This is a genomic window from Luteibacter sp. SG786, assembly GCF_011759605.1.
Taxonomy (GTDB): domain Bacteria; phylum Pseudomonadota; class Gammaproteobacteria; order Xanthomonadales; family Rhodanobacteraceae; genus Luteibacter.
In genome coordinates this window covers 2,184,837-2,202,956 of sequence record NZ_JAAOYX010000001.1, presented here as the reverse complement: position 1 = coordinate 2,202,956, position 18,120 = coordinate 2,184,837, and the positions used below count along the sequence as shown (strand labels likewise).

15 protein-coding genes are annotated in these 18,120 nt (G+C 67.3%); 6 read left to right on the top strand and 9 right to left on the bottom strand.

Features of this window, described 5'->3' with window-relative positions; translation table 11 throughout:
• Positions 1 to 699: 699 nt before the first annotated feature.
• The 7 genes from FHS47_RS10140 to FHS47_RS10110 form a co-directional block, all read right to left on the bottom strand.
• On the bottom strand, positions 700 to 963 hold the full coding sequence (locus FHS47_RS10140) for a BolA family protein (protein ID WP_167026476.1): 264 nt from the start codon (positions 961 to 963) through the stop codon (positions 700 to 702).
• Positions 960 to 1,259: a YciI family protein gene (locus tag FHS47_RS10135; RefSeq protein ID WP_167026473.1), complete on the bottom strand. Its 300-nt coding sequence runs from the start codon at positions 1,257 to 1,259 to the stop codon at positions 960 to 962. Before FHS47_RS10135 ends, FHS47_RS10140 begins: the two co-directional genes overlap by 4 nt.
• Positions 1,260 to 1,309: 50 nt before the next feature.
• On the bottom strand, positions 1,310 to 1,978 hold the full coding sequence (locus FHS47_RS10130) for a hypothetical protein (RefSeq protein ID WP_167026470.1): 669 nt from the start codon (positions 1,976 to 1,978) through the stop codon (positions 1,310 to 1,312).
• A gap of 69 nt (positions 1,979 to 2,047) precedes the next feature.
• A complete protein-coding gene (lysS, locus tag FHS47_RS10125) occupies positions 2,048 to 3,580 on the bottom strand; it encodes a lysine--tRNA ligase (RefSeq protein WP_167026467.1) in 1,533 nt (510 codons plus the stop codon).
• A gap of 50 nt (positions 3,581 to 3,630) precedes the next feature.
• Positions 3,631 to 4,756 (bottom strand): peptide chain release factor 2 gene (gene prfB / locus FHS47_RS10120; protein WP_167026463.1). Its coding sequence is split into 2 segments (ribosomal slippage): positions 3,631 to 4,680 and positions 4,682 to 4,756, totalling 1,125 coding nucleotides; the frame shifts between segments, so codons are not numbered across the junction.
• 196 nt (positions 4,757 to 4,952) lie between these two features.
• Positions 4,953 to 6,623 (bottom strand): asparagine synthase B, encoded by a 1,671-nt coding sequence (gene asnB / locus FHS47_RS10115; RefSeq protein WP_167026460.1) that lies wholly within the window; start codon positions 6,621 to 6,623, stop codon positions 4,953 to 4,955.
• Between the two features lie 207 nt (positions 6,624 to 6,830).
• Positions 6,831 to 8,189, bottom strand: coding sequence for a formimidoylglutamate deiminase (locus FHS47_RS10110; protein WP_167026457.1), 1,359 nt, complete (start codon positions 8,187 to 8,189; stop codon positions 6,831 to 6,833).
• 83 nt (positions 8,190 to 8,272) lie between these two features.
• Here FHS47_RS10110 and FHS47_RS10105 point away from each other — a divergent pair, with 83 nt between their 5' ends.
• The 6 genes from FHS47_RS10105 (at position 8,273) to FHS47_RS10080 (ending at position 16,812) form a co-directional block, all read left to right on the top strand.
• Positions 8,273 to 9,871: a bifunctional GNAT family N-acetyltransferase/carbon-nitrogen hydrolase family protein gene (locus FHS47_RS10105; RefSeq protein WP_208381901.1), complete on the top strand. Its 1,599-nt coding sequence runs from the start codon at positions 8,273 to 8,275 to the stop codon at positions 9,869 to 9,871.
• On the top strand, positions 9,868 to 11,247 hold the full coding sequence (locus tag FHS47_RS10100; protein ID WP_167026454.1) for a chloride channel protein: 1,380 nt from the start codon (positions 9,868 to 9,870) through the stop codon (positions 11,245 to 11,247). The genes FHS47_RS10105 and FHS47_RS10100 overlap by 4 nt, the downstream gene beginning before the upstream one ends.
• Positions 11,244 to 12,479 (top strand): imidazolonepropionase, encoded by a 1,236-nt coding sequence (gene hutI / locus FHS47_RS10095; protein WP_167026451.1) that lies wholly within the window; start codon positions 11,244 to 11,246, stop codon positions 12,477 to 12,479. Before FHS47_RS10100 ends, hutI begins: the two co-directional genes overlap by 4 nt.
• Before the next feature lie 101 nt (positions 12,480 to 12,580).
• Positions 12,581 to 14,149, top strand: coding sequence for a hypothetical protein (locus tag FHS47_RS10090; protein WP_167026448.1), 1,569 nt, complete (start codon positions 12,581 to 12,583; stop codon positions 14,147 to 14,149).
• 17 nt (positions 14,150 to 14,166) lie between these two features.
• Positions 14,167 to 14,913 (top strand): hypothetical protein, encoded by a 747-nt coding sequence (locus FHS47_RS10085; protein WP_167026445.1) that lies wholly within the window; start codon positions 14,167 to 14,169, stop codon positions 14,911 to 14,913.
• A gap of 135 nt (positions 14,914 to 15,048) precedes the next feature.
• On the top strand, positions 15,049 to 16,812 hold the full coding sequence (locus FHS47_RS10080; protein ID WP_167026442.1) for a DUF3300 domain-containing protein: 1,764 nt from the start codon (positions 15,049 to 15,051) through the stop codon (positions 16,810 to 16,812).
• 64 nt (positions 16,813 to 16,876) lie between these two features.
• Here FHS47_RS10080 and FHS47_RS10075 read toward each other — a convergent pair whose 3' ends face one another.
• Together FHS47_RS10075 and FHS47_RS10070 are read right to left on the bottom strand one after the other, a co-directional pair.
• Positions 16,877 to 17,035: a 30S ribosomal protein THX gene (locus FHS47_RS10075; RefSeq protein ID WP_167026439.1), complete on the bottom strand. Its 159-nt coding sequence runs from the start codon at positions 17,033 to 17,035 to the stop codon at positions 16,877 to 16,879.
• Positions 17,036 to 17,116: 81 nt separating this feature from the next.
• On the bottom strand, positions 17,117 to 18,100 hold the full coding sequence (locus FHS47_RS10070) for a cation diffusion facilitator family transporter (protein ID WP_167026437.1): 984 nt from the start codon (positions 18,098 to 18,100) through the stop codon (positions 17,117 to 17,119).
• Positions 18,101 to 18,120: the final 20 nt, after the last annotated feature.

The following is an 18,120-nucleotide window of genomic DNA, read 5'->3' as shown; positions in this document are numbered from 1 at the left end:
TCTTGCCGACCGGGGCGCTGGGTGCCTGCCTGCGCAGGCACGACGGTAGGTGGGGCGCTGCGAGACTGTCGCATCGCGCTCTGGTGGGGGCCGCTTCGCTTTGTGTGTGAGCCGCTTCGCTTTGTGTGGGAGCCGCTTCAGCGGCGATGGGTGCTCGGGACAAGCTTGCCCGCTGCCGCGGGATCGCCGGCATAGCCGGCTCCCACAGAGAGCAACGCGCTCCTACACAACACGCGAGAGACTCCCAACCACCGTCGTGCCTGCGAAGGCAGGCACCCAGCGACTCAAGCGTGGAAGGTCGCCACAGACCGAACAAACGACGCCGCGCCACGCACTACACAACACACCACCGCACCGTCCGATGCCGGCAGCCGTCGCCCTCGCCGCGATGTCTGGAGTCGAGGGCGTGCGGGCGGAAAAGGCCCGTCAGGGGGCGGGCCAGGACGGCCCGCCGTCTTCGCCGAGGCAGGAAGTCGAGTCGAAGACCCCCGCCCGGACGCCCGGGTCCGCCGCGGCGAAGCCATAAGACATTGAGCCGCGTAGCGGCTCTCCTTTCGCAAGGAACGACGTAAGTCTTCGCGGCGAGGGCGACGGCTGCCGGCTTCCAGAAAACGGCACAGGCGCCGATGCGAGGCCGAAGGCGAGCCCAACCTACGAAGCGAAAACCAACAAGCACCAAAGAACGCGCAACGCGCGCTCCTACTCGCCGGGCGCCTTTGCTTCGATCGACAACGCGTGGATGCCGTCCGGCATCATGTCGCCGAGGGCCTCGTACACCATGCGATGGCGCTGGATGGGATTCTTGCCGGCGAAGGCCGGGCTGACGATCCGGGCGAAGAAGTGACCCTTGCCCTGCCCCGAATGCCCCACGTGCTTGTGGCCTTCGTCGATCACGTCCAGTTCGACCGGCGCCAGCGCCTGCGTGAGCAGGTGCCGGATACGCTCGACCTTCTCGACGGTCACGGAAGGACCACCCGGAACGGACGGACCGCCACTTCGCGATAGACGCCTGCCTCGACGTACGGGTCGGCTTCGGCCCAGGCCTTGGCGGCCGGCAGGTCCGGGAACTGGGCCACGATCATGCTGCCGTCGAAGCCCGCCTCGCCCGGATCTTCCGAATCGATGGCCGGAAACGGGCCGGCCAGCTTCAGGCGCCCTTCCTCGAGCAGCGCCTTGAGGCGGGCGACGTGCGCCGGGCGCGCGGCCATGCGCTTCTCAAGCGAATTCGGATGGTCGAGGGCGACGATGGCATACCACATGGGCTGGGTTCCTGCGGGAAATCGCTGATTGTAACGCTGCCGCCTGTCCGTCAGTCGACCGGATACAGAGCGAAGGTCTTGCACCCATCCATGACATGACCGAACGCCTTCAGCGAAAACTTGTTCAAGGCCTGGCAGCGCGCCCCCACGATGCCGCCGGCGATGAGCGGCGCCATCTCGTCGGCGCCCCCTCCGCCCTGCATCGAGACGAGCGATGCCTCGCCGATCTCCTCATCGGTGGTCGCGGAAAAGACCGCGAGGTCTTCCCACACGGAGAGCTCTTTCTGGAACCCGCCGATGGCACCCGGCGGGCGCGCGGGGCTCAGGCCGGGCGTGCGAAAGCGCGAGGCGTACACCGGCCGCAGCACCACACGATACCGGCTGCCGATCGACGACTCCACGGCCTTGTCCGGATCGACGGCGAACCTTTCCGCGTCCTTCGACCACGCGTAATCGACGATCCGTACCTTGCCTGCCACAGGCTGCAGCGCGAGGGCCAGCCGTTCATGCATCGCCCGGCAGCTGAGGTCGCCGGCCAACCAGTCGCGCTGGGGCAAGCCCTCGAATCCGTCGTACGGCGGGCAGGACGGAACATAGATGGTCGCGGGCAGCAGCGACTGTTCCAGTGGCACCGGGGCCCTTTTGACAGCCTCGCCACAGCCGGCCAGCAGAACGGACGCGCCGGCGATCAGCGTAAACAAGAAAGAGCGAACCTGCATTCGTAACCCCCTGTAACGAAGCAAACGACAACGGCGCATCGTGCACCGGCTTGACCGCGTCCGGCGGGCTCAGGCCTCGGGACGCATGGTCGGGAACAGCAGCACGTCGCGAATGGACGACGAGCCGGTGAGCAGCATCACGAGGCGGTCGATGCCGACACCGAGGCCACCGGTGGGCGGCAGGCCGACTTCGAGCGCGCGAATGTAGTCGGCGTCGTAGTGCATCGCCTCGTCGTCGCCGGCGTCCTTCGCATCCACCTGGGCCTGGAAGCGTGCCGCCTGGTCTTCGGAATCGTTGAGTTCCGAGAAGCCGTTGGCGATTTCCTTGCCGTTGATGAAGAGTTCGAAGCGATCGGTGATGCCCTTGTCGGTGTCGCTCTCGCGCGCCAGCGGCGAGACTTCCACCGGGTGATCGGTGATGAAGGTCGGCTGGACCAGGGTGTGCTCGACGGTGGCCTCGAAGATTTCGAGCAGAAGCTTGCCCCACCCGTACGAAGGCTTCACGTGGATGCCCAGACGGGCAGCATGTGCGGCCATGGCCTCGCGGTCGCGCAGTTCGCCCGGCTTGATGTCCGGGTTGAGTTCGAGCACCGCGTCTTCCATACGCCAGCGGCGGAAAGCCGGGCCGAGGTCGACGGTGGCGCCGTCCCATTCGATGACTGTGCTTCCTACCACGTCGGCCGCGGCCGAACGGATCATGCCCTCGGTGAGGTCCATCACCTCGTGGTACGTGGCATAGGCCTGGTACAACTCCAGCATCGTGAACTCGGGGTTGTGCCGCGTGGACACGCCTTCGTTACGGAAGTTGCGGTTGATCTCATACACGCGGTCGAAGCCACCGACCACCAGGCGCTTCAGGTAAAGCTCCGGCGCAACGCGCAGAAAAAGCGGAATGTCGAGCGCGTTGTGATGCGTGGTGAAAGGCCGCGCGGTGGCGCCGCCGGGGATCACGTGCATCATCGGCGTTTCCACTTCCATGAAGCGGCGCGGCTCGGCTTCGAGCCAGCGGCGCACGTGGCTGATGATCTTCGAACGAAGAGCGAACGTGCGGCGCGATTCCTCGGTGACGATGAGGTCGACGTAGCGCTGGCGATAGCGCTGCTCGACATCGGCCAGGCCGTGGTGCTTGTCCGGCAGGCCGCGCAGCGACTTCGTGAGCAGGCGGATGGCCTCGACCTTGACCGACAGTTCGCCTGTCTTGGTGCGCATGAGCACGCCGGTGGCTCCGACGATGTCGCCGAGATCCCAGCGCTTGAACGCCTCGTAGCCTTCCTCGCCCACGGTGCCCTGGTGCACGAACAGCTGGATGCGGCCGGTGCCGTCCTGCATCTGCACGAAGCTGACCTTGCCCTGCCCGCGCATGAGGATGATGCGCCCGGCAACGGCCACGCGGCGCGGCGTGGCCTCGATGGCCTCGGCGGTCCAGGTGTCCTTGTCGGCGAACTCGTTTTGGAGATCGCCCGCGAAGCTGTCCACCTTGAAGTCGTTCGGGTAAGCGATGCCCTGCGCGCGCAGCGCTTTCAGTTTCTCGCGACGCTCGGCGATGAGGCGGTTCTCGTCGGCGGCTGCGGCGGAGGCTGTGGCGTTGGCGTTTTCGGTCATGGCGTGGCGTTGGCTTCTTGGTGGGAGCGGGCGCGGAGGCCCGCGGCGGATCAGGCGTCGACGCGCTTGGAGCCGGCTTCGAGACCGGCCTTCAGGCTTGCCTCGACGAATTCGTCGAGGTCGCCGTCGAGCACTTTCTGGGTGTCGGAGCGTTCGATGCCGGTGCGGAGGTCCTTGATGCGGGACTGGTCGAGCACGTAGTTGCGGATCTGGCTGCCCCAGCCGATGTCGGACTTGGTGGCTTCCAGTGCGTCTTTCTCGGCGTTGCGTTTCTGCACTTCCAGTTCGTACAGCTTCGCCTTCAGCATCTTCATGGCGCGATCGCGGTTGGCGTGCTGGCTGCGCTCGGTCTGGCAAGCCACGACCGTGTTGGTCGGGATATGCGTGATGCGCACCGCCGACTCGGTCTTGTTCACGTGCTGGCCGCCGGCGCCCGACGAACGATAGACGTCGGTCTTGAGGTCGGCCGGATTGATGTCGATCTCGATGTCGTCGTCCACTTCCGGCGACACGAACACCGACGTGAAACTGGTATGCCGGCGGTTGTCGGAGTCGAACGGGCTCTTGCGCACCAGGCGGTGCACGCCGATCTCGGTTTTCAGCCAGCCGTAGGCGTAGTCGCCTTCCACGCGGAACGTGGCGGACTTGATGCCCGCGACTTCGCCACCGGAGACTTCCATGAGCTCGGCCTTCCAGCCGCGCGATTCGGCCCAGCGCAGGTACATGCGAAGGAGCATTTCCGCCCAGTCCTGCGCCTCGGTGCCGCCGGCGCCAGCCTGGATGTCGACGAACGCCGGGGCGGCATCAAGCTTGCCGGAGAACATGCGCTGAAATTCGAGCTTGCTCACGCGGGCGTCGACCTTGTTCAGGTCGTCCACGATGGACTGCACGGTGGCCTCGTCGCCATCGGCGGCAGCCATGTCGAGCAGTTCCTTCGCGTCGTCGAGCGAGGCCGTCATCTCGTCGATGCCGGTGACGATGGTGTCGAGCTGGGAGCGCTCGCGGCCCAGCTCCTGGGCGCGCTTCGGGTCGTCCCACACGTTGGGACTCTCGAGTTCGCGGTTGACTTCCTCTAGCCGTTCTTTCTTGACGGCGTAGTCAAAGATACCCCCTAAGCGACTCGACGCGGCCCTTGAGGTCCGCGATCTGCGCGAGGATCGGATTGGTTTCGATCATGGTCGGCTGGCCTGATGGTGCGGGCGCTGGAACGCGCCGGCTAAACGTTGAATGTTAGCAAAAGCGCTGCGGCGCCGCACCGGCTGGCCTGTGTGGGAGCCGCTTTCAGCGGCGATCCCGCGGCGGCGGGCACGCCTGCCGCGAGCACCCATTCGCCGCTGAAGCGGCTCCCATACAGAGCCCGCCCCCTAGGAGGTCAGGTTGGCAACGCCTCCCGATGCACGCCCCGAACCGACCGGCCCGAGGGGTCGGCCGAGGCAGCGAATGCGGGGTCCCAGGCCAGAGCCGCCGGCGACGAGCACGCGATGGATTTGCCGCCCGGCACCGTCGCCGCGCACGCCTCGCCCGGGAAATGCTTCTCGAAAAGGCAGCGGTAGAAATAGGCTTCCTTCGTGGCCGGCGTGTTGAACGGAAAGCGGGCCGCCGCCGCCGCGAACTCGCGATCGGACACCTGTTTCTCCGCGTGGTCCTTCAGCCCGTCGATCCACCCGTATCCGACGCCGTCGCTGAACTGCTCCTTCTGCCGCCAGAGGATCTCCGCCGGAAGGGCGCCGTCGAACGCCTCGCGCAACACGCCCTTCTCGATCCCCTTGCGGGCCACCATCTTGGCCTCGGCATCGAAGCCCATGGCGGTGTGCAGGAAATCGAGATCGAGGAACGGCACGCGAGCCTCCACGCCCCAGGCCGACATCGCCTTGTTCGCGCGAAGGCAGTCGTAATACTGCAATGCATCGAGCTTGCGCACGGTTTCGGCATGGAATTCGCGGGCGGACGGCGCTTTGTGAAAGTAGAGGTAGCCACCGAAGATCTCGTCCGAGCCTTCGCCGGAGAGCACCATCTTCACGCCCATCGCCTTGATCCGGCGGGCGAGCAGGAACATGGGCGTGGAGGCGCGGATGGTGGTCACATCGTAGGTCTCGATGTGCCGCACCACCTCGGGCAAGGCATCCAGACCTTCCTCCAGCGTGTAGCGGAAGCCATGGTGCACGGTGCCGAGAGCGGCCGCCGCGATTTCCGCGGCCTTGAGGTCCGGCGAGCCTTCGAGGCCGATCGCAAAGGAATGCAGTCGCGGCCACCAGGCCTCCGCAACGTCGTCGTCCTCGATCCGCCGGCGCGCGAAGCTGGCGGCCACCGCCGCCACCAGCGAGGAATCGAGGCCGCCGGACAGCAGCACGCCATACGGCACGTCGGTCATCATCTGCCGGTGTACCGCCGCCTCGAACGCGGCACGCAGGACGGGGGGATCGATTGTCCGCCCTTCCGTCGCGGCGTAATCGCGCCAGGCGGGCGTCCAGTAGGGCACGGCTTCGCCGCGCAGGCTGTCGTAGACGTGCCCCGGCGGGAAAGGCGCCACATCGGCACACACGCCGACCAGCGCCTTCATTTCCGATGCGACATGCAGGCGCCCTTCCCTGTCGTGCCCCCAATACAGCGGACAGACCCCCAGGGGATCGCGTGCGATGAGGACCCGACGGCGCCGGGCGTCCCACAGGGCGAACGCGAAGATGCCGTTGAGCCTGTGTACGAAGTCGGCGCCATGCTCACGGTAGAGGGCATTGATGACCTCGCAGTCGGAGCCGGTGGTGAACGCATAGTCGCTGGCCGCGCGAATCTCGCGGTGGTTGTAGATCTCGCCGTTCACCGCCAGCGCCAGGTCGCCCTCAGGCGAGCGCAGCGGCTGCGCGCCGCTGGCCGGATCGACGATGGCCAGGCGCTCGTGCACGAGGATCGCTCCGTCGTCGACGTACACGCCGCTCCAGTCCGGCCCGCGATGACGTTGCCGCTGCGACAGTTCCATGGCCCGCGCGCGGAGCGCGACGAGATCGTCGCCGGACGAGAGGCCGAACATTCCCAGAATCGAACACATAGGTCTTGCACTCCATGTAAGAAAGCACGCAAAGAAAAAGGCCCGCCTTGGGGGCGGGCCTTTCGTGATTCGGATGGTTTCGCCTGAAACCGCCTACACGCCGACCCTCCCGAGGTTCCGGGCACGGTTATTGGTGTTGGCGTTATTGGCGGCGATGCGAAGCATGGGCCGACTAAAGCACGTTACGGACGGCGACGCAAGCACCGGTCAGGCGGCGGCCAGGCGTTCCACCACGCGGCGATAGGCGTTTGCGGAAGACGCCTCGGCCACGTGCGCGAAATCGCGTACGCGCCATTGCCCTCCCACCATCACGTCGCGCACCAGCGGCGTGTTGCCGGCGAACAGGAAGCTGTCCATCACGTCCGCCTCGTCCCTGGCGGCCAGCAGCGGCGAACGATCGTCGAGCACAAGCAGATCGGCCCGCGCGCCGGCCGCCAGCCTGGCGATGTCGCTGCCGGACGCCTGGGCGCCGCCGACGAGGGCACGCTGCCAGAGTGCCGTGCCCACGCTTTCCTCGGGCAGCCGCGCGGCGACGTTGCGGTGTCGCGTCACCAGGCGCTGTCCGTATTCCAGCCAGCGAAGTTCCTCCACGGGCGAGACGGAAATATGCGAATCCGAGCCGATGCCGAACGTGCCGCCTGCATCGATGAAAGCGGCAAGAGGGAAAAGGCCGTCGCCGAGGTTCGCCTCGGTCGTGGGACAGAGGCCGGCCACGGCGCCGCTCTTCGCGATGCGATCGGTTTCCTGCGCCGTGAGGTGCGTGGCATGGATGAGTGTCCAACGGGCATCCACGTCGGCGTGGTCCAGCAACCATTCCACCGGCCGCGCGTGGCGCACGGCGAGACAATCCTGCACTTCGCCGATCTGCTCAGCGATGTGGATGTGCACCGGAAGCCCCCGGGCGATACCTGTCGCGAGCAGTGCGCGCATGGCGTCTTCAGGCACGGCGCGCAGCGAATGAAGCGCCATGCCCAGCGTGAACATGTCGTCCTGCATCGGTGCCAGCCGTTCCAGCAAGCTCACGAAGCTGCCCACATCGTGGCGGAAACGCCGTTGCCGTTCCGAGAGCGGCCGGCCGTCGAAGCCGCCCGTCATGTAGAGCACCGGCAGCAACGTGAGGCCGATACCGGCCTCCCTCGCGGCCTCCATGAGCGCCAGCGACATGGCTGCCGGATCGGCATAAGGAACGCCGCGCGGCCCGTGGTGCAGATAGTGGAACTCGCAGACCTGGGTGTAGCCCGCCTTCACCATCTCTACGTACAACTGCGTGGCGATGGCCTTCAGGTCGTCCGGATCGATCGCCTCCGCGAAGGCGTACATGGTCTCGCGCCAGGTCCAGAAGCTGTCCTCGCCCGGTCCGCGGCGCTCGGCCAGCCCCGCCATCGCGCGCTGGAACGCATGCGAATGCAGGTTGGGCATGCCCGGCAGCACGAACCGGCCGACGCGCGTGGCATCCCCTGCCGGCGGGCCGAATCGCCCCGATACGACGTCGAGCGCGACATCGTCCCCGGCACGCCACGCGCCCCCTTGCCAGAGAAAGTCTGCGCTTATGGCGGTATTCGACATGACGACATTCCTGCGACCGGGGATGCGGCATGGTACTCCGTGCCACCGTTGCGCAGCGGCCGAAACTTTCAGGGAAGGCAGCGATGGAATCGCTGACGCATAATAAGACGATGAACGAGAGCAAGGCTTCACAGCCGCCCAAATTGCTGCTTCGCCTGGCCCGCCCCGCCGACGTTCCGGAACTCGTGGCGCTTACCGCCCGCGTGTACACGGCCGAATGGGGCCACTCCGCCGAAATGCTGCATGGCCAGCAGACGCACTTCCCCGAAGGCCAGTTCGTCGTCGAATACGAAGGCCGCATCGTGGGTTTCTGCGCCACGTTCCGCATCGCCGAGGCGGTGGCCCTCGCGCCGCACACCTGGATGCAGATCACCGGCGGCGGGTTCGCTTCGCGCCACGACCCGGAGGGCGACTGGCTCTACGGTATGGAGGTGGTGGTCCATCCCGACTACCGGGGCATGCGCATCGGACAACGCCTCTACATGGCGCGCAAGCGCCTGTGTACCGACCTCAAGCTGCGCGGCATCGTCTTCGGCGGCCGCATACCGGGGCTCGCCCGCGCCATCGGCCGCTACGGCAGCGCCGAGGCCTATGTCCAGGCGGTGGTCGAGGGCAGCCGCCGCGATCCGACGCTCAGCTTCCAGCTGCGCAACGGCTTCGAGGTGATCGGCCTGCTCCGCGGCTACGTTCCGTCCGACCACGAATCGCTCGGTTATGCGGCGCAACTGGTCTGGCGCAACCCGCACCGTCTCGACCAACCCGACATGCCGCGCGTGTCGCAAAGCCACCGGCTGCCCGACAACGTGCGGGTCGCCTCCGTGCAATACCAGCAGCGCCGGATCTCCTCGTTCGCCGAGTTCGCCACCCAGGTGGAGTACTTCGTGGACATCGCCGCGGAGTACGACGCCGACTTCGTCGCCTTTCCCGAACTGCTCACGCTGCAATTGCTGTCGATCGAGAACGCGGAACTGTCGCCGGTGGATTCGATCCGCCGCCTCTCGGAATACACCGACGAGGTCAAGGCGCTGTTCCACCGGCTGGCGGTGCACTACAACATCAACATCGTGGGCGGGTCGCATCCCACCCGGCAACCGAACGGCGACATCCACAACGTCTGCTATGTGTGCCTGCGCGACGGCTCCATCCACGAGCGCGAGAAACTGCATCCCACGCCGAGCGAGCGCAACGTCTGGAACATCACCGGCGGCGACGCCGCGGCCACCATCCAGACCGACTGCGGCCCCATCGGCGTGATGATCTGCTACGACTCCGAGTTTCCCGAAGTGGCGCGCCACCTCACCGACCAGGGCGCGTTGATCCTGTTCGTTCCGTTCTGCACGGACGTACGCGAGGGTTACCTCCGCGTGCGCTACTGCTCCCAGGCACGCGCCATCGAGAACCAATGCTATGTCGTCCTTTCCGGTAACGTGGGGAATCTTCCGGGCGTGAACAATTTCGATATCCAGTACGGGCAGAGCTGCATCCTCACGCCCAGCGACTTTCCCTTCGCACGCGACGGCGTCGCTGCCGATTCCACCCCGAACATCGAAACCGTGCTTTTCGCCGATCTCCGCCTGGAGAACCTCGCCCGCGCGCGCAATTCGGGCGCGGTGCAGAACCTCAAGGACCGCCGCTACGACCTCTACGAAGTGCGCTGGGCGCGCAGCACGGAGGCGAAATGAGCGACACGCCGGAAACGGAGCCGGTGCCGGCTGCCTCGCCCCTCGAACGACTCCGCGGCCATGCCTGGCTTTCGCCGGCGCAATGGCGGCGCCGCCTGCTTTTCTGGACCGGCGCGGTCATGGTCGGGTTGTCCGCGGTCTTCTTTGCCAAGGCCGCCGACTTCGCGTTCGAACTGTTTCGCGGTGTCTCGTCCCATGGCTGGTGGGTGCCGCTGGTCATCACGCCGCCCACGTTCGCCCTGCTCTGCTGGCTCACCCAGGGGGCCATGAAGGCCACCCGCGGTTCCGGCATCCCGCAGGCCATCGCGGCGCTGGACGTCGAGGACGAAACCTTCCGCACCCGCCTGCTCTCGCTGAAGATCGCCGTGGGCAAGATGGCGCTCACGCTGGGGGCGCTTCTGGGTGGCGCCTCGGTCGGGCGCGAAGGGCCCACGGTGCACGTCGGCGCCGGTCTGCTCTATTCGCTCGGACGCCGCTTCGGTTTCGACGAACCCGCTGCGGCGGGGCGCTTCATCCTCGCCGGTTCGGCCGCCGGCCTCGCCGCAGCCTTCAACACGCCGCTGGCGGGCGTCGTGTTCGCCATCGAGGAAATGTCCGGCACGTTCGAGCACCGCATGAGCGGCACCCTGCTCACGGCCGTGATCGTCGCCGGCGTGGTGTCCCTCGGCGTGGTGGGCAACTACGCCTATTTCGGCGAGATCGCCGCCGGGCTCCCGCTGGGCCGAGCCTGGATCGCGGTGCTGCTCACCGGCCTGGTGGGCGGCCTCGCGGGCGGGCTGTTCGCCCGCCTGATCCTGCCCTCGGCCAGGGGATTCCGCGGCCTTGTCGGGCGGCTGCGCGGGTACAACCCGGTCGTGTTCGCCGGTGCCTGCGGGCTCGCGCTCGTGCTGCTGAGCTTCCTGAGCACGCATGGGCTCTACGGCACGGGCTACGGCCAGGCGCGCGACATCCTGCAGGGCCATGGCGATACCGGCCCGTTCTTCGGCGTACTGAAGTTCCTCGGCAACATCGCCTCGTCGTGGGCCGGCATTCCGGGTGGCATCTTCTCGCCTGCCCTCGCCGTGGGTGCCGGCCTCGGCGGAAACATCGCCAGCCTGATGCCGGGCGCCGATCATGCGGCCATCGTGCTGCTCGGCATGGCCGCGTACCTTTCCGGCGTGACGCAATCGCCGCTTACCGCCGCGGTCATTTCCCTCGAACTCACGGCCAACCGGCAGATGGCGCTACCGATCATGGCCGCCTGCCTGCTTGCCCGCGCCGTGTCGGCGCTGGTCTGTCGCGTGCCGGTGTACAAGGCCCTTGCCGAGCAGCTCGTGACGCAATACGAGGAAGAACGCGCGCGACGCGAAACACCCGCCACCGAGGGAGCCGCATGACTGTCGATCCTCGCTGGGACCACCTGCTGCTCGACGTCGGTCTGGCCACGCTGCTGGACAACGGCGTGCCCTATGGCGCTGTGGAACACGGCGCCATCGGCTGGCGCGACGGAAGGATCGCCTTCGCCGGCCCTGTCGCCGAACTGGCGGGCGAACCGCACGACCTCGCCCGTCATGTCGAGTCGCTACCCGGTACCTGGGTCACGCCCGGACTCGTCGACTGCCATACCCACCTCGTCTTCGCGAGCGATCGCGCACAGGAATTCGAGCAACGACTCGAGGGCGCCTCGTACGAAGAGATCGCCCGGGCGGGCGGCGGCATCGTGTCCAGTGTGCGTGCCACACGTGCCGCAAGCGAGGACGAACTGCTGCGCCAGTCGCTGCCGCGTGCGAAGGCGCTGCTCGCGGACGGTGTCACCACACTGGAAATCAAATCGGGCTACGGCCTGGAGCCGGATGCCGAGCGCCGCATGCTGCGCGCGGCGAGGCGCATCGGCGAGGAACTGGGCATCGACGTGCGCACCAGTTTCCTCGGTCTGCATGCGCTTCCGCCGGAGTACGCAGGGCGCCGCGACGACTATGTGTCGCTTGTCTGCGACATCATGCTGCCGTCGCTCGCAGAGGAAGAACTGGTCGATGCCGTGGATGCGTTCTGCGAAGGCATCGGCTTCACCGCGGAAGAAACGGAACGGCTCTTCAAAAAAGCCGCCGCGCTGGGCCTTCCGGTGAAGCTGCACGCGGAGCAACTTTCCGACCTCGGCGGCGCGGCGCTCGTGGCGCGCTATGGCGGCCTTTCCGCCGATCACCTGGAGTGGACGGGCGACGACGGCGTGAGGGCGATGGCCGAGGCGGGCACGGTCGCCGTGTTGCTGCCCGGGGCGTACTACGCACTTCGCGATACGCGGCCGCCGCCGGTCGACGCCTTTCGCCGGCACGACGTCGCCATGGCGGTCGCCACGGATCTGAATCCCGGCACCTCGCCGCTGCTCTCGCTACGCCTTGCCATGGGCATGGCGTGCACGCTGTTCCGGCTTACACCCGAAGAAGCACTGCGAGGCGCGACGGTGAATGCCGCGCGCGCCCTGGGCCTCGCCGATCGCGGCACGCTCGCGGCAGGCCAGCGCGCCGATCTGGCCGTGTGGAACGTCCGACACCTTCCCGAGCTCTGCTATTGGATCGGCGGCAACCTGCTCAGGGAAAGCTGGGTCGGTGGGGAGCGCGTGTTGCTGTAGGCGCAATCCGCGGAAACTTTCCGAAAAGTTCCATCGATCCCTAGGTATCGAGTCCGTAACATCGTCGGCGCTTTGCCCGTTGCAAACGCTGAGGAATGTCGTTGAAGGGTTCATGGTCGTCCCTCGCCGGGGCGCGCGTCGTCGTACGTCTCGCCGCCTGCGCATGGTTGGTCTGCGTACTGGCAGCGTGCGGCGGGCGCGAGCAACAAGAGGCCGAACGTGCCCGACGCGCACGGCAGATGCGCGACGTGTCGCGCATGCTCGATGCCATGGAAGCGGACACGACGCCGGCGGCAACACCTCCCGTGTCGACGGCCGCGCCGCTCCTTCCGCCCCACCCCGAAACCGCGATCGCGGCGAACGACGATCCCTCGATGCCGTTGCTCGCCATACTTGCGATTGCCGTCGCAGGGGGGCTGGTCGTGCCGGCGTTAGCCACCCTCGCATGGCGCCGGCGCAAGCGCCTCTCCATCTCGCGCCCTAACGCGCCTTCCGATCGGCCCGCTGCGACCGATCCTCTGCCCACCTCCGCCTCCGTGACGCATCGCGACCAGGTGACGCTTCCGCCGGCATGGGTCTACCGCGGTTCGTCGTTTGACACGCCGCCCATCCAGGTCGCGGACGATCCGGTGAACCTGCTCGTGGCACCCGTGGCGATGGCGCCACTCGCGAGGACCGACCACTGGGACACATGCGTGCGCCAGGCGCGTGCGCTTCCGCGGCAGGACGCCGATGCGCGCCTTGCGCACGCGGAAAACGAAGTGCGCGCGACATTGGACGACGCAGACGACCGCGCGCGTCCCGCGCTGCTTGCACAGTGGACACGGGTTCGCCTCGCTCGTATCGAACGGTTTTCCGGCGCCACGCGCCTGTTCGCGATGCGCGAACTCGTCGCAGCCATCGAAGGCGATCCGGCCGCGGCCGATCCCGTCGCGATCGATGCGCGCATCGAGGCGCAACTGGCGTGGGCATCCTGGGTGCGGGGAGATGCCGCCGCTTCGCGGCTCGCCGAAGCGGAGCGCCTGTGCGCCATGCTGCGCGGCGACGATGCTCGATGCACCGCGCTCGCGTTACGACGAGAGGGCCAGATATTCCTGCAGCGAGCCGAACTCGTACGGGGGCGGCAAGCGCTCGCCGATATGGAGCGAGCACAGGCCTGCTTCGACAAGGCACATGCGCTGTTGCCGGATGCGGAAACGGCGCTGCTCGTAGCGCGAACCGCGTTGCACCGGGCTCGCTCGCTATCGCCGGCGGATGCAGCGGACGCATGCGCGCATGCACTCATCCATGCCTTCCTCGCCGAACAGGAAACCGGCTGCCGCGCCGAAGCCCTGGCCTGCCGGCTCGACATCCAGTTGGTTTATGCCGCGCTCGCCGTGGACGATCACGGTCACGCCGGTGTAACCGCGTCCCTCGGACGCGACCTGGAAGCGGCGGGCCCGCTCGCACCGACCGCGCGACTGGCACTCGCCGAAGCCTGCCTGCGCGAAGGCGACCCTGCGAAAGCCGCAGGCTTGTGCGAATCGATCTGGAACGACGGCGGCGCCCAACCGCGGCTGCTGAACCTCTGGCGCGACGCCTGCCACCGCTGGAGCGGCATCGAAGGCCACGACCGGGCCGCGCTTGCGCGCTCCCTCCGCCTGCTCGCCATCGCCCGATCCACCCTGTAATCCCACCGAGCGCAGCCATGTCCCCTCTTACCAGCACCACCTCGCCTTTCTGGCCCACGCGCTATGGCATCGCCGCCGCCGTGGCGGCCGACGATCCCGTGACCCGCTCCCTGCAGCTCTACGGCGAATGGGCCGAACACGAAACCATCCTGCTCAGTGGACTCATCGAGGAAGGCCACACCGTACTCGAGTTCGGCGGCGACTTCGCCGCGCACGCTTTGTGGATGTCCCACGTCGTCGGTCCGAACGGCGAGGTGCATATCGCCGAACCGCGCCGCATCCGCTTTCAGCAGGCCTGCGCAAACGTGGCCATCAACGGACTCGACAACGTGTTCACTCACCCGGTATGGCTCGGACGCGGCAAAAGCAGCGCCGCCCTGAACACGATGACACGGACCGACGGCGCGGGCGCCGACGAAAAGATTCGTATCGTCACGGTCGACAGCCTTCGACTCGACGCGCTCCACCTGCTCAAGGTGAACCAGCCGCATGCACTGGCAGACATGCTCGCCGGTGCAACCGAAACACTTCGCACGCACCGTCCTCTGATCTACGCCCGCCTCTCCGGCCTCGACACGGCCCAGGCCGAAGTGGATGCCATCAAGGCGCTCGGCTACCGCGCGTGGTCGCACGTGCCCTACCTGTTCAACAACGACAACCACGCCGGCGTGGAAACGAACATCTTCCCCGGCATGGTCCAGCAGAATGTCATCGCCGCCCCGGCCGACAGCCGGTTCGAATTCGCCGAGCGGTTGGAACTCTAGGCGCCAGCGCATCGCAGGCTTTTGCGAAGTCCAACGCGCAGGTAAACGCACTCTGGCCGACCCTTGGCGCAGACAGGCCGTAGTAAGCCAAGGCGCGAGAAGCTGGGCCTACACCACCAAGGAAAGGCATCCCCGATGTCGCGAGCATTCCTCGATGTTTCCCTGAAGACTCTGCTGGCCGCCACCATCACAACACTGGCCGCCTGCAACCGTGAGCCGCCCACGCAAGCCGCCGATGTGCCGCCACCCACCGAAAGCACGGCCGCGCCGGTGCAGGCCACGCCGTACCAGCGCCCGACGGCCGATCAGCTCTACGCCCTCGTCGCGCCCATCGCCCTCTTCCCCGATAACCTCGTGGCGCAGACGCTCGCCGCTTCGACGCATCCGGATCAGGTCGGCGATGCACGGCAATTCATCCAGGATCATCGCGATCTCACCGGTGCAGCGCTGATCGATGCCGCCGATGGCCAACCGTGGGATCCCAGCGTGAAGTCGCTCGTGGCCTTCCCCGCTGTGCTCGACCAGATGGCGAACAATGGCGACTGGACCGATGCCCTCGGCCAGGCTTACGCCAACGAGCCGTCCGACGTGATGAATGCGATCCAGGTGATGCGCTCGCGCGCACAGGCGAAAGGCAATCTGAAGAGCACGGCGCAACAGAAGGTGCGGGTGGTGGAGCGCGAGGCGCCCGTCTCGCAGACCCAGGTGTTCGAAACGGACGAGATCGTCGGTCCGCCCACGCAGACCATCGAGATCGAACCTGCGGACCCAGACGTGGTGTACGTGCCCGACTACGATCCCGATGTGGTTTATGGCGAGCCGGTGTACTCCCGCGTGTACGAGACTCGCTATGTCGAACGCGGCCCCGATTACCACGACGCCGTCGTCGCAGGCGTCATCGGTTTCGGCACTGGCATTCTGGTCGGCGAGCTCTTTGCCCACCACGAACACCGGGACAGGACGTGGGGCTGGGATAGCTGGCACACGTCATGGGGCGGCTACCGCGATGGCGGCCGGCCGACCGTGGTGTACGACAATCATCCCTATGTCGTGAACCGCACCGTGGTGAACAACCGCTACGTCGATCGCTCGGTGCACATCGACAACCGGCATGACTTCGGCAACACCTATAACCGCCCCGGTCTGCCGGCTCCTGGGCAGGGTCCGGTCCCGGGACCGCGCCCCGCGTTCGGCCCGCAGGGTGCCGGTGGCCCGTCGCGGCCGGTCCAGCCAGACTACGCGCACATGCAACGCCCGAGCTTCGCGCCCAGCGCGTTGCATGCCACCGCCCCCAACGCGCACCCGGCCCTGCCGCCACCCCGACCGAACGCACCGAATGTCGCTCAGGGCGGTCGACCGTTCCCGGGCGCACCGGGGCAGCCCGGCCAGCAGCCGGTCCAGCCGGGCCGCTTCGCCGATCGCGAACGTGGTGGCGGCCATCTGCCGCCGCAGGCGCAACAGGCTGCGGCCACTCCGGCAGCACTAGGCCAGCCGCGTCCGGTCGCTCACGCGCCGCAGGAGCCGCGCGGGCAGATGCCTCCACCCCGCGCGCAGCCGCAGTTCGTACAGCATGCGCCGCCGATGCCGCGCAATGACGTTCCAAGGTTCGAGCAGCAAGCACGACCCCATCAGGAAGCGGAACGGCCGCAGCCGCCACGGGAACAGCATTTCCAGCCACCCCGTCCGCAGCCCCAGGTCCAGCCCGAGAGGCAGTTTGCAGCGCCGCGGCCGCAGCCGCAGCGCTTCGAGCCGCCCCGCGAGATGGCGCACAACATGCCCCAACCGCGCCCCGAGGCACCTCGCCCGCAACCACAACGTCCGCAGCCACAAGAACACCACGAGCAAGCGCACCCGGCGCCGCCGCAGCACCACGACGATCACAAGAAGCACGACAACTGACGCCCTGGCACCAACAAAAAGCCCCGCTCGAAGCGGGGCTTTTCGTCTCACGCAGTAGGAAGACTTACGCCTTCTTGCGCGGCGCGGCCTTCTTGGCGGCAGGCTTGGCCGTGGCCGGCTTCGCAACGGCGGCGCCGGTGACGACGTCGATGTGCGGACGGGCATTGCCGTAGCTGGAACGGTAGATCTTGCCGCGACGGGTGCGGCGGTCGCCCTTGCCCATGGGAAACTCCTTGATTCGTAATGATGGAGAGGAACGGCCGGCCATCGTATCAGCGGCCACGCAAAGCGCAAGTGGAGCCGTTCAATGTACGTGGCGCTGACCCTTGCCGCAGCCCAGTTGCTCGTCCGGGCAGGGGCCGGGATCGAACTGGACGGTGGCATGGTCCACCCGCCAACGCTCGCTGAGCATGCGCTTGATGGCCGTCAGCACGCGGGCCTGATCGGCGCGTTGCGCCCCGGGCGCCAGCTCCGCATGCAGGGTAGCCATGCGCGAGCCCGCCGTGACCTGCCACACGTGCACGTGGTGGATGCTCACGATGCCGGCGTCCGCGCCGTGCAGCTCCTGCCGGACCACGGCCAGGTCGACGCCCTCCGGCGTGCCTTCCAGCAGGATGTGGCCGGATCGGCGCACCAATGACCAGGCGCTGCGCAGGATCAGGAGCGACACCAGGATGGACAGAACCGGATCGGCCCAGTTCCAGCCCATCCAGCGCACGGCCAGCGCCGCGAGCACGGCGGCCACCGAGCCGAGCAAGTCGCCCAGCACGTGCAGGCTGGCGCCCGCCACGTTCACGTCGTCGGGGTCGTGGCCGTGCAGGACGCGCAACACCACCACGTTGGCGACCAGTCCAAGCGCCGCGACCACCAGCATCACCCCCGAGAGGATGGGCTGCGGCGAGAAAAGGCGTTGCACCGCCTCATACACGATGAAGGCGACCAGGGCGAACTGCGTGAGGGCGTTCACGAAGCCCGCCAGTACCTCGATGCGCCCGTAGCCATAGGTGCGCCGGGCATCGGCGGGCCGTGCCGCGAATCGCGCCCCAAGGAACGCCAGCAGCAGCGCCAGTGCGTCGACCAGCATGTGACCGGCGTCCGCGAGAAGCGCCAGCGAACCGGACACGATGCCGCCCGCCGCTTCCAGCAGCAGCATCAGCAGGGTCAGGACGAACGCGAACAGCAGCTTGCCTTCGCTCCTTCCCGCGGCATGGGCATGATCGTGACCGTGATCGTGCACATGGGCGTGGGCGTGCACGTTCGCGTGCGGATGGGTGTGGTCGTGTGCCATGGGCGAAGGCTAGGAAATAG

What these genes read in the sequence shown, in the direction of transcription:
- FHS47_RS10110 (WP_167026457.1), bottom strand. Translation starts at nt 8,189, where the DNA reads ATGTCGAATACCGCCATAAGCGCAGACTTTCTCTGGCAAGGGGGCGCG.
- FHS47_RS10105 (WP_208381901.1), top strand. Translation starts at nt 8,273, where the DNA reads ATGGAATCGCTGACGCATAATAAGACGATGAACGAGAGCAAGGCTTCA.
- lysS (WP_167026467.1), bottom strand. Translation starts at nt 3,580, where the DNA reads ATGACCGAAAACGCCAACGCCACAGCCTCCGCCGCAGCCGCCGACGAG.
- FHS47_RS10085 (WP_167026445.1), top strand. Translation starts at nt 14,167, where the DNA reads ATGTCCCCTCTTACCAGCACCACCTCGCCTTTCTGGCCCACGCGCTAT.
- asnB (WP_167026460.1), bottom strand. Translation starts at nt 6,623, where the DNA reads ATGTGTTCGATTCTGGGAATGTTCGGCCTCTCGTCCGGCGACGATCTC.
- FHS47_RS10130 (WP_167026470.1), bottom strand. Translation starts at nt 1,978, where the DNA reads ATGCAGGTTCGCTCTTTCTTGTTTACGCTGATCGCCGGCGCGTCCGTT.
- FHS47_RS10100 (WP_167026454.1), top strand. Translation starts at nt 9,868, where the DNA reads ATGAGCGACACGCCGGAAACGGAGCCGGTGCCGGCTGCCTCGCCCCTC.
- FHS47_RS10075 (WP_167026439.1), bottom strand. Translation starts at nt 17,035, where the DNA reads ATGGGCAAGGGCGACCGCCGCACCCGTCGCGGCAAGATCTACCGTTCC.
- FHS47_RS10070 (WP_167026437.1), bottom strand. Translation starts at nt 18,100, where the DNA reads ATGGCACACGACCACACCCATCCGCACGCGAACGTGCACGCCCACGCC.
- FHS47_RS10135 (WP_167026473.1), bottom strand. Translation starts at nt 1,259, where the DNA reads ATGTGGTATGCCATCGTCGCCCTCGACCATCCGAATTCGCTTGAGAAG.
- hutI (WP_167026451.1), top strand. Translation starts at nt 11,244, where the DNA reads ATGACTGTCGATCCTCGCTGGGACCACCTGCTGCTCGACGTCGGTCTG.
- FHS47_RS10080 (WP_167026442.1), top strand. Translation starts at nt 15,049, where the DNA reads ATGTCGCGAGCATTCCTCGATGTTTCCCTGAAGACTCTGCTGGCCGCC.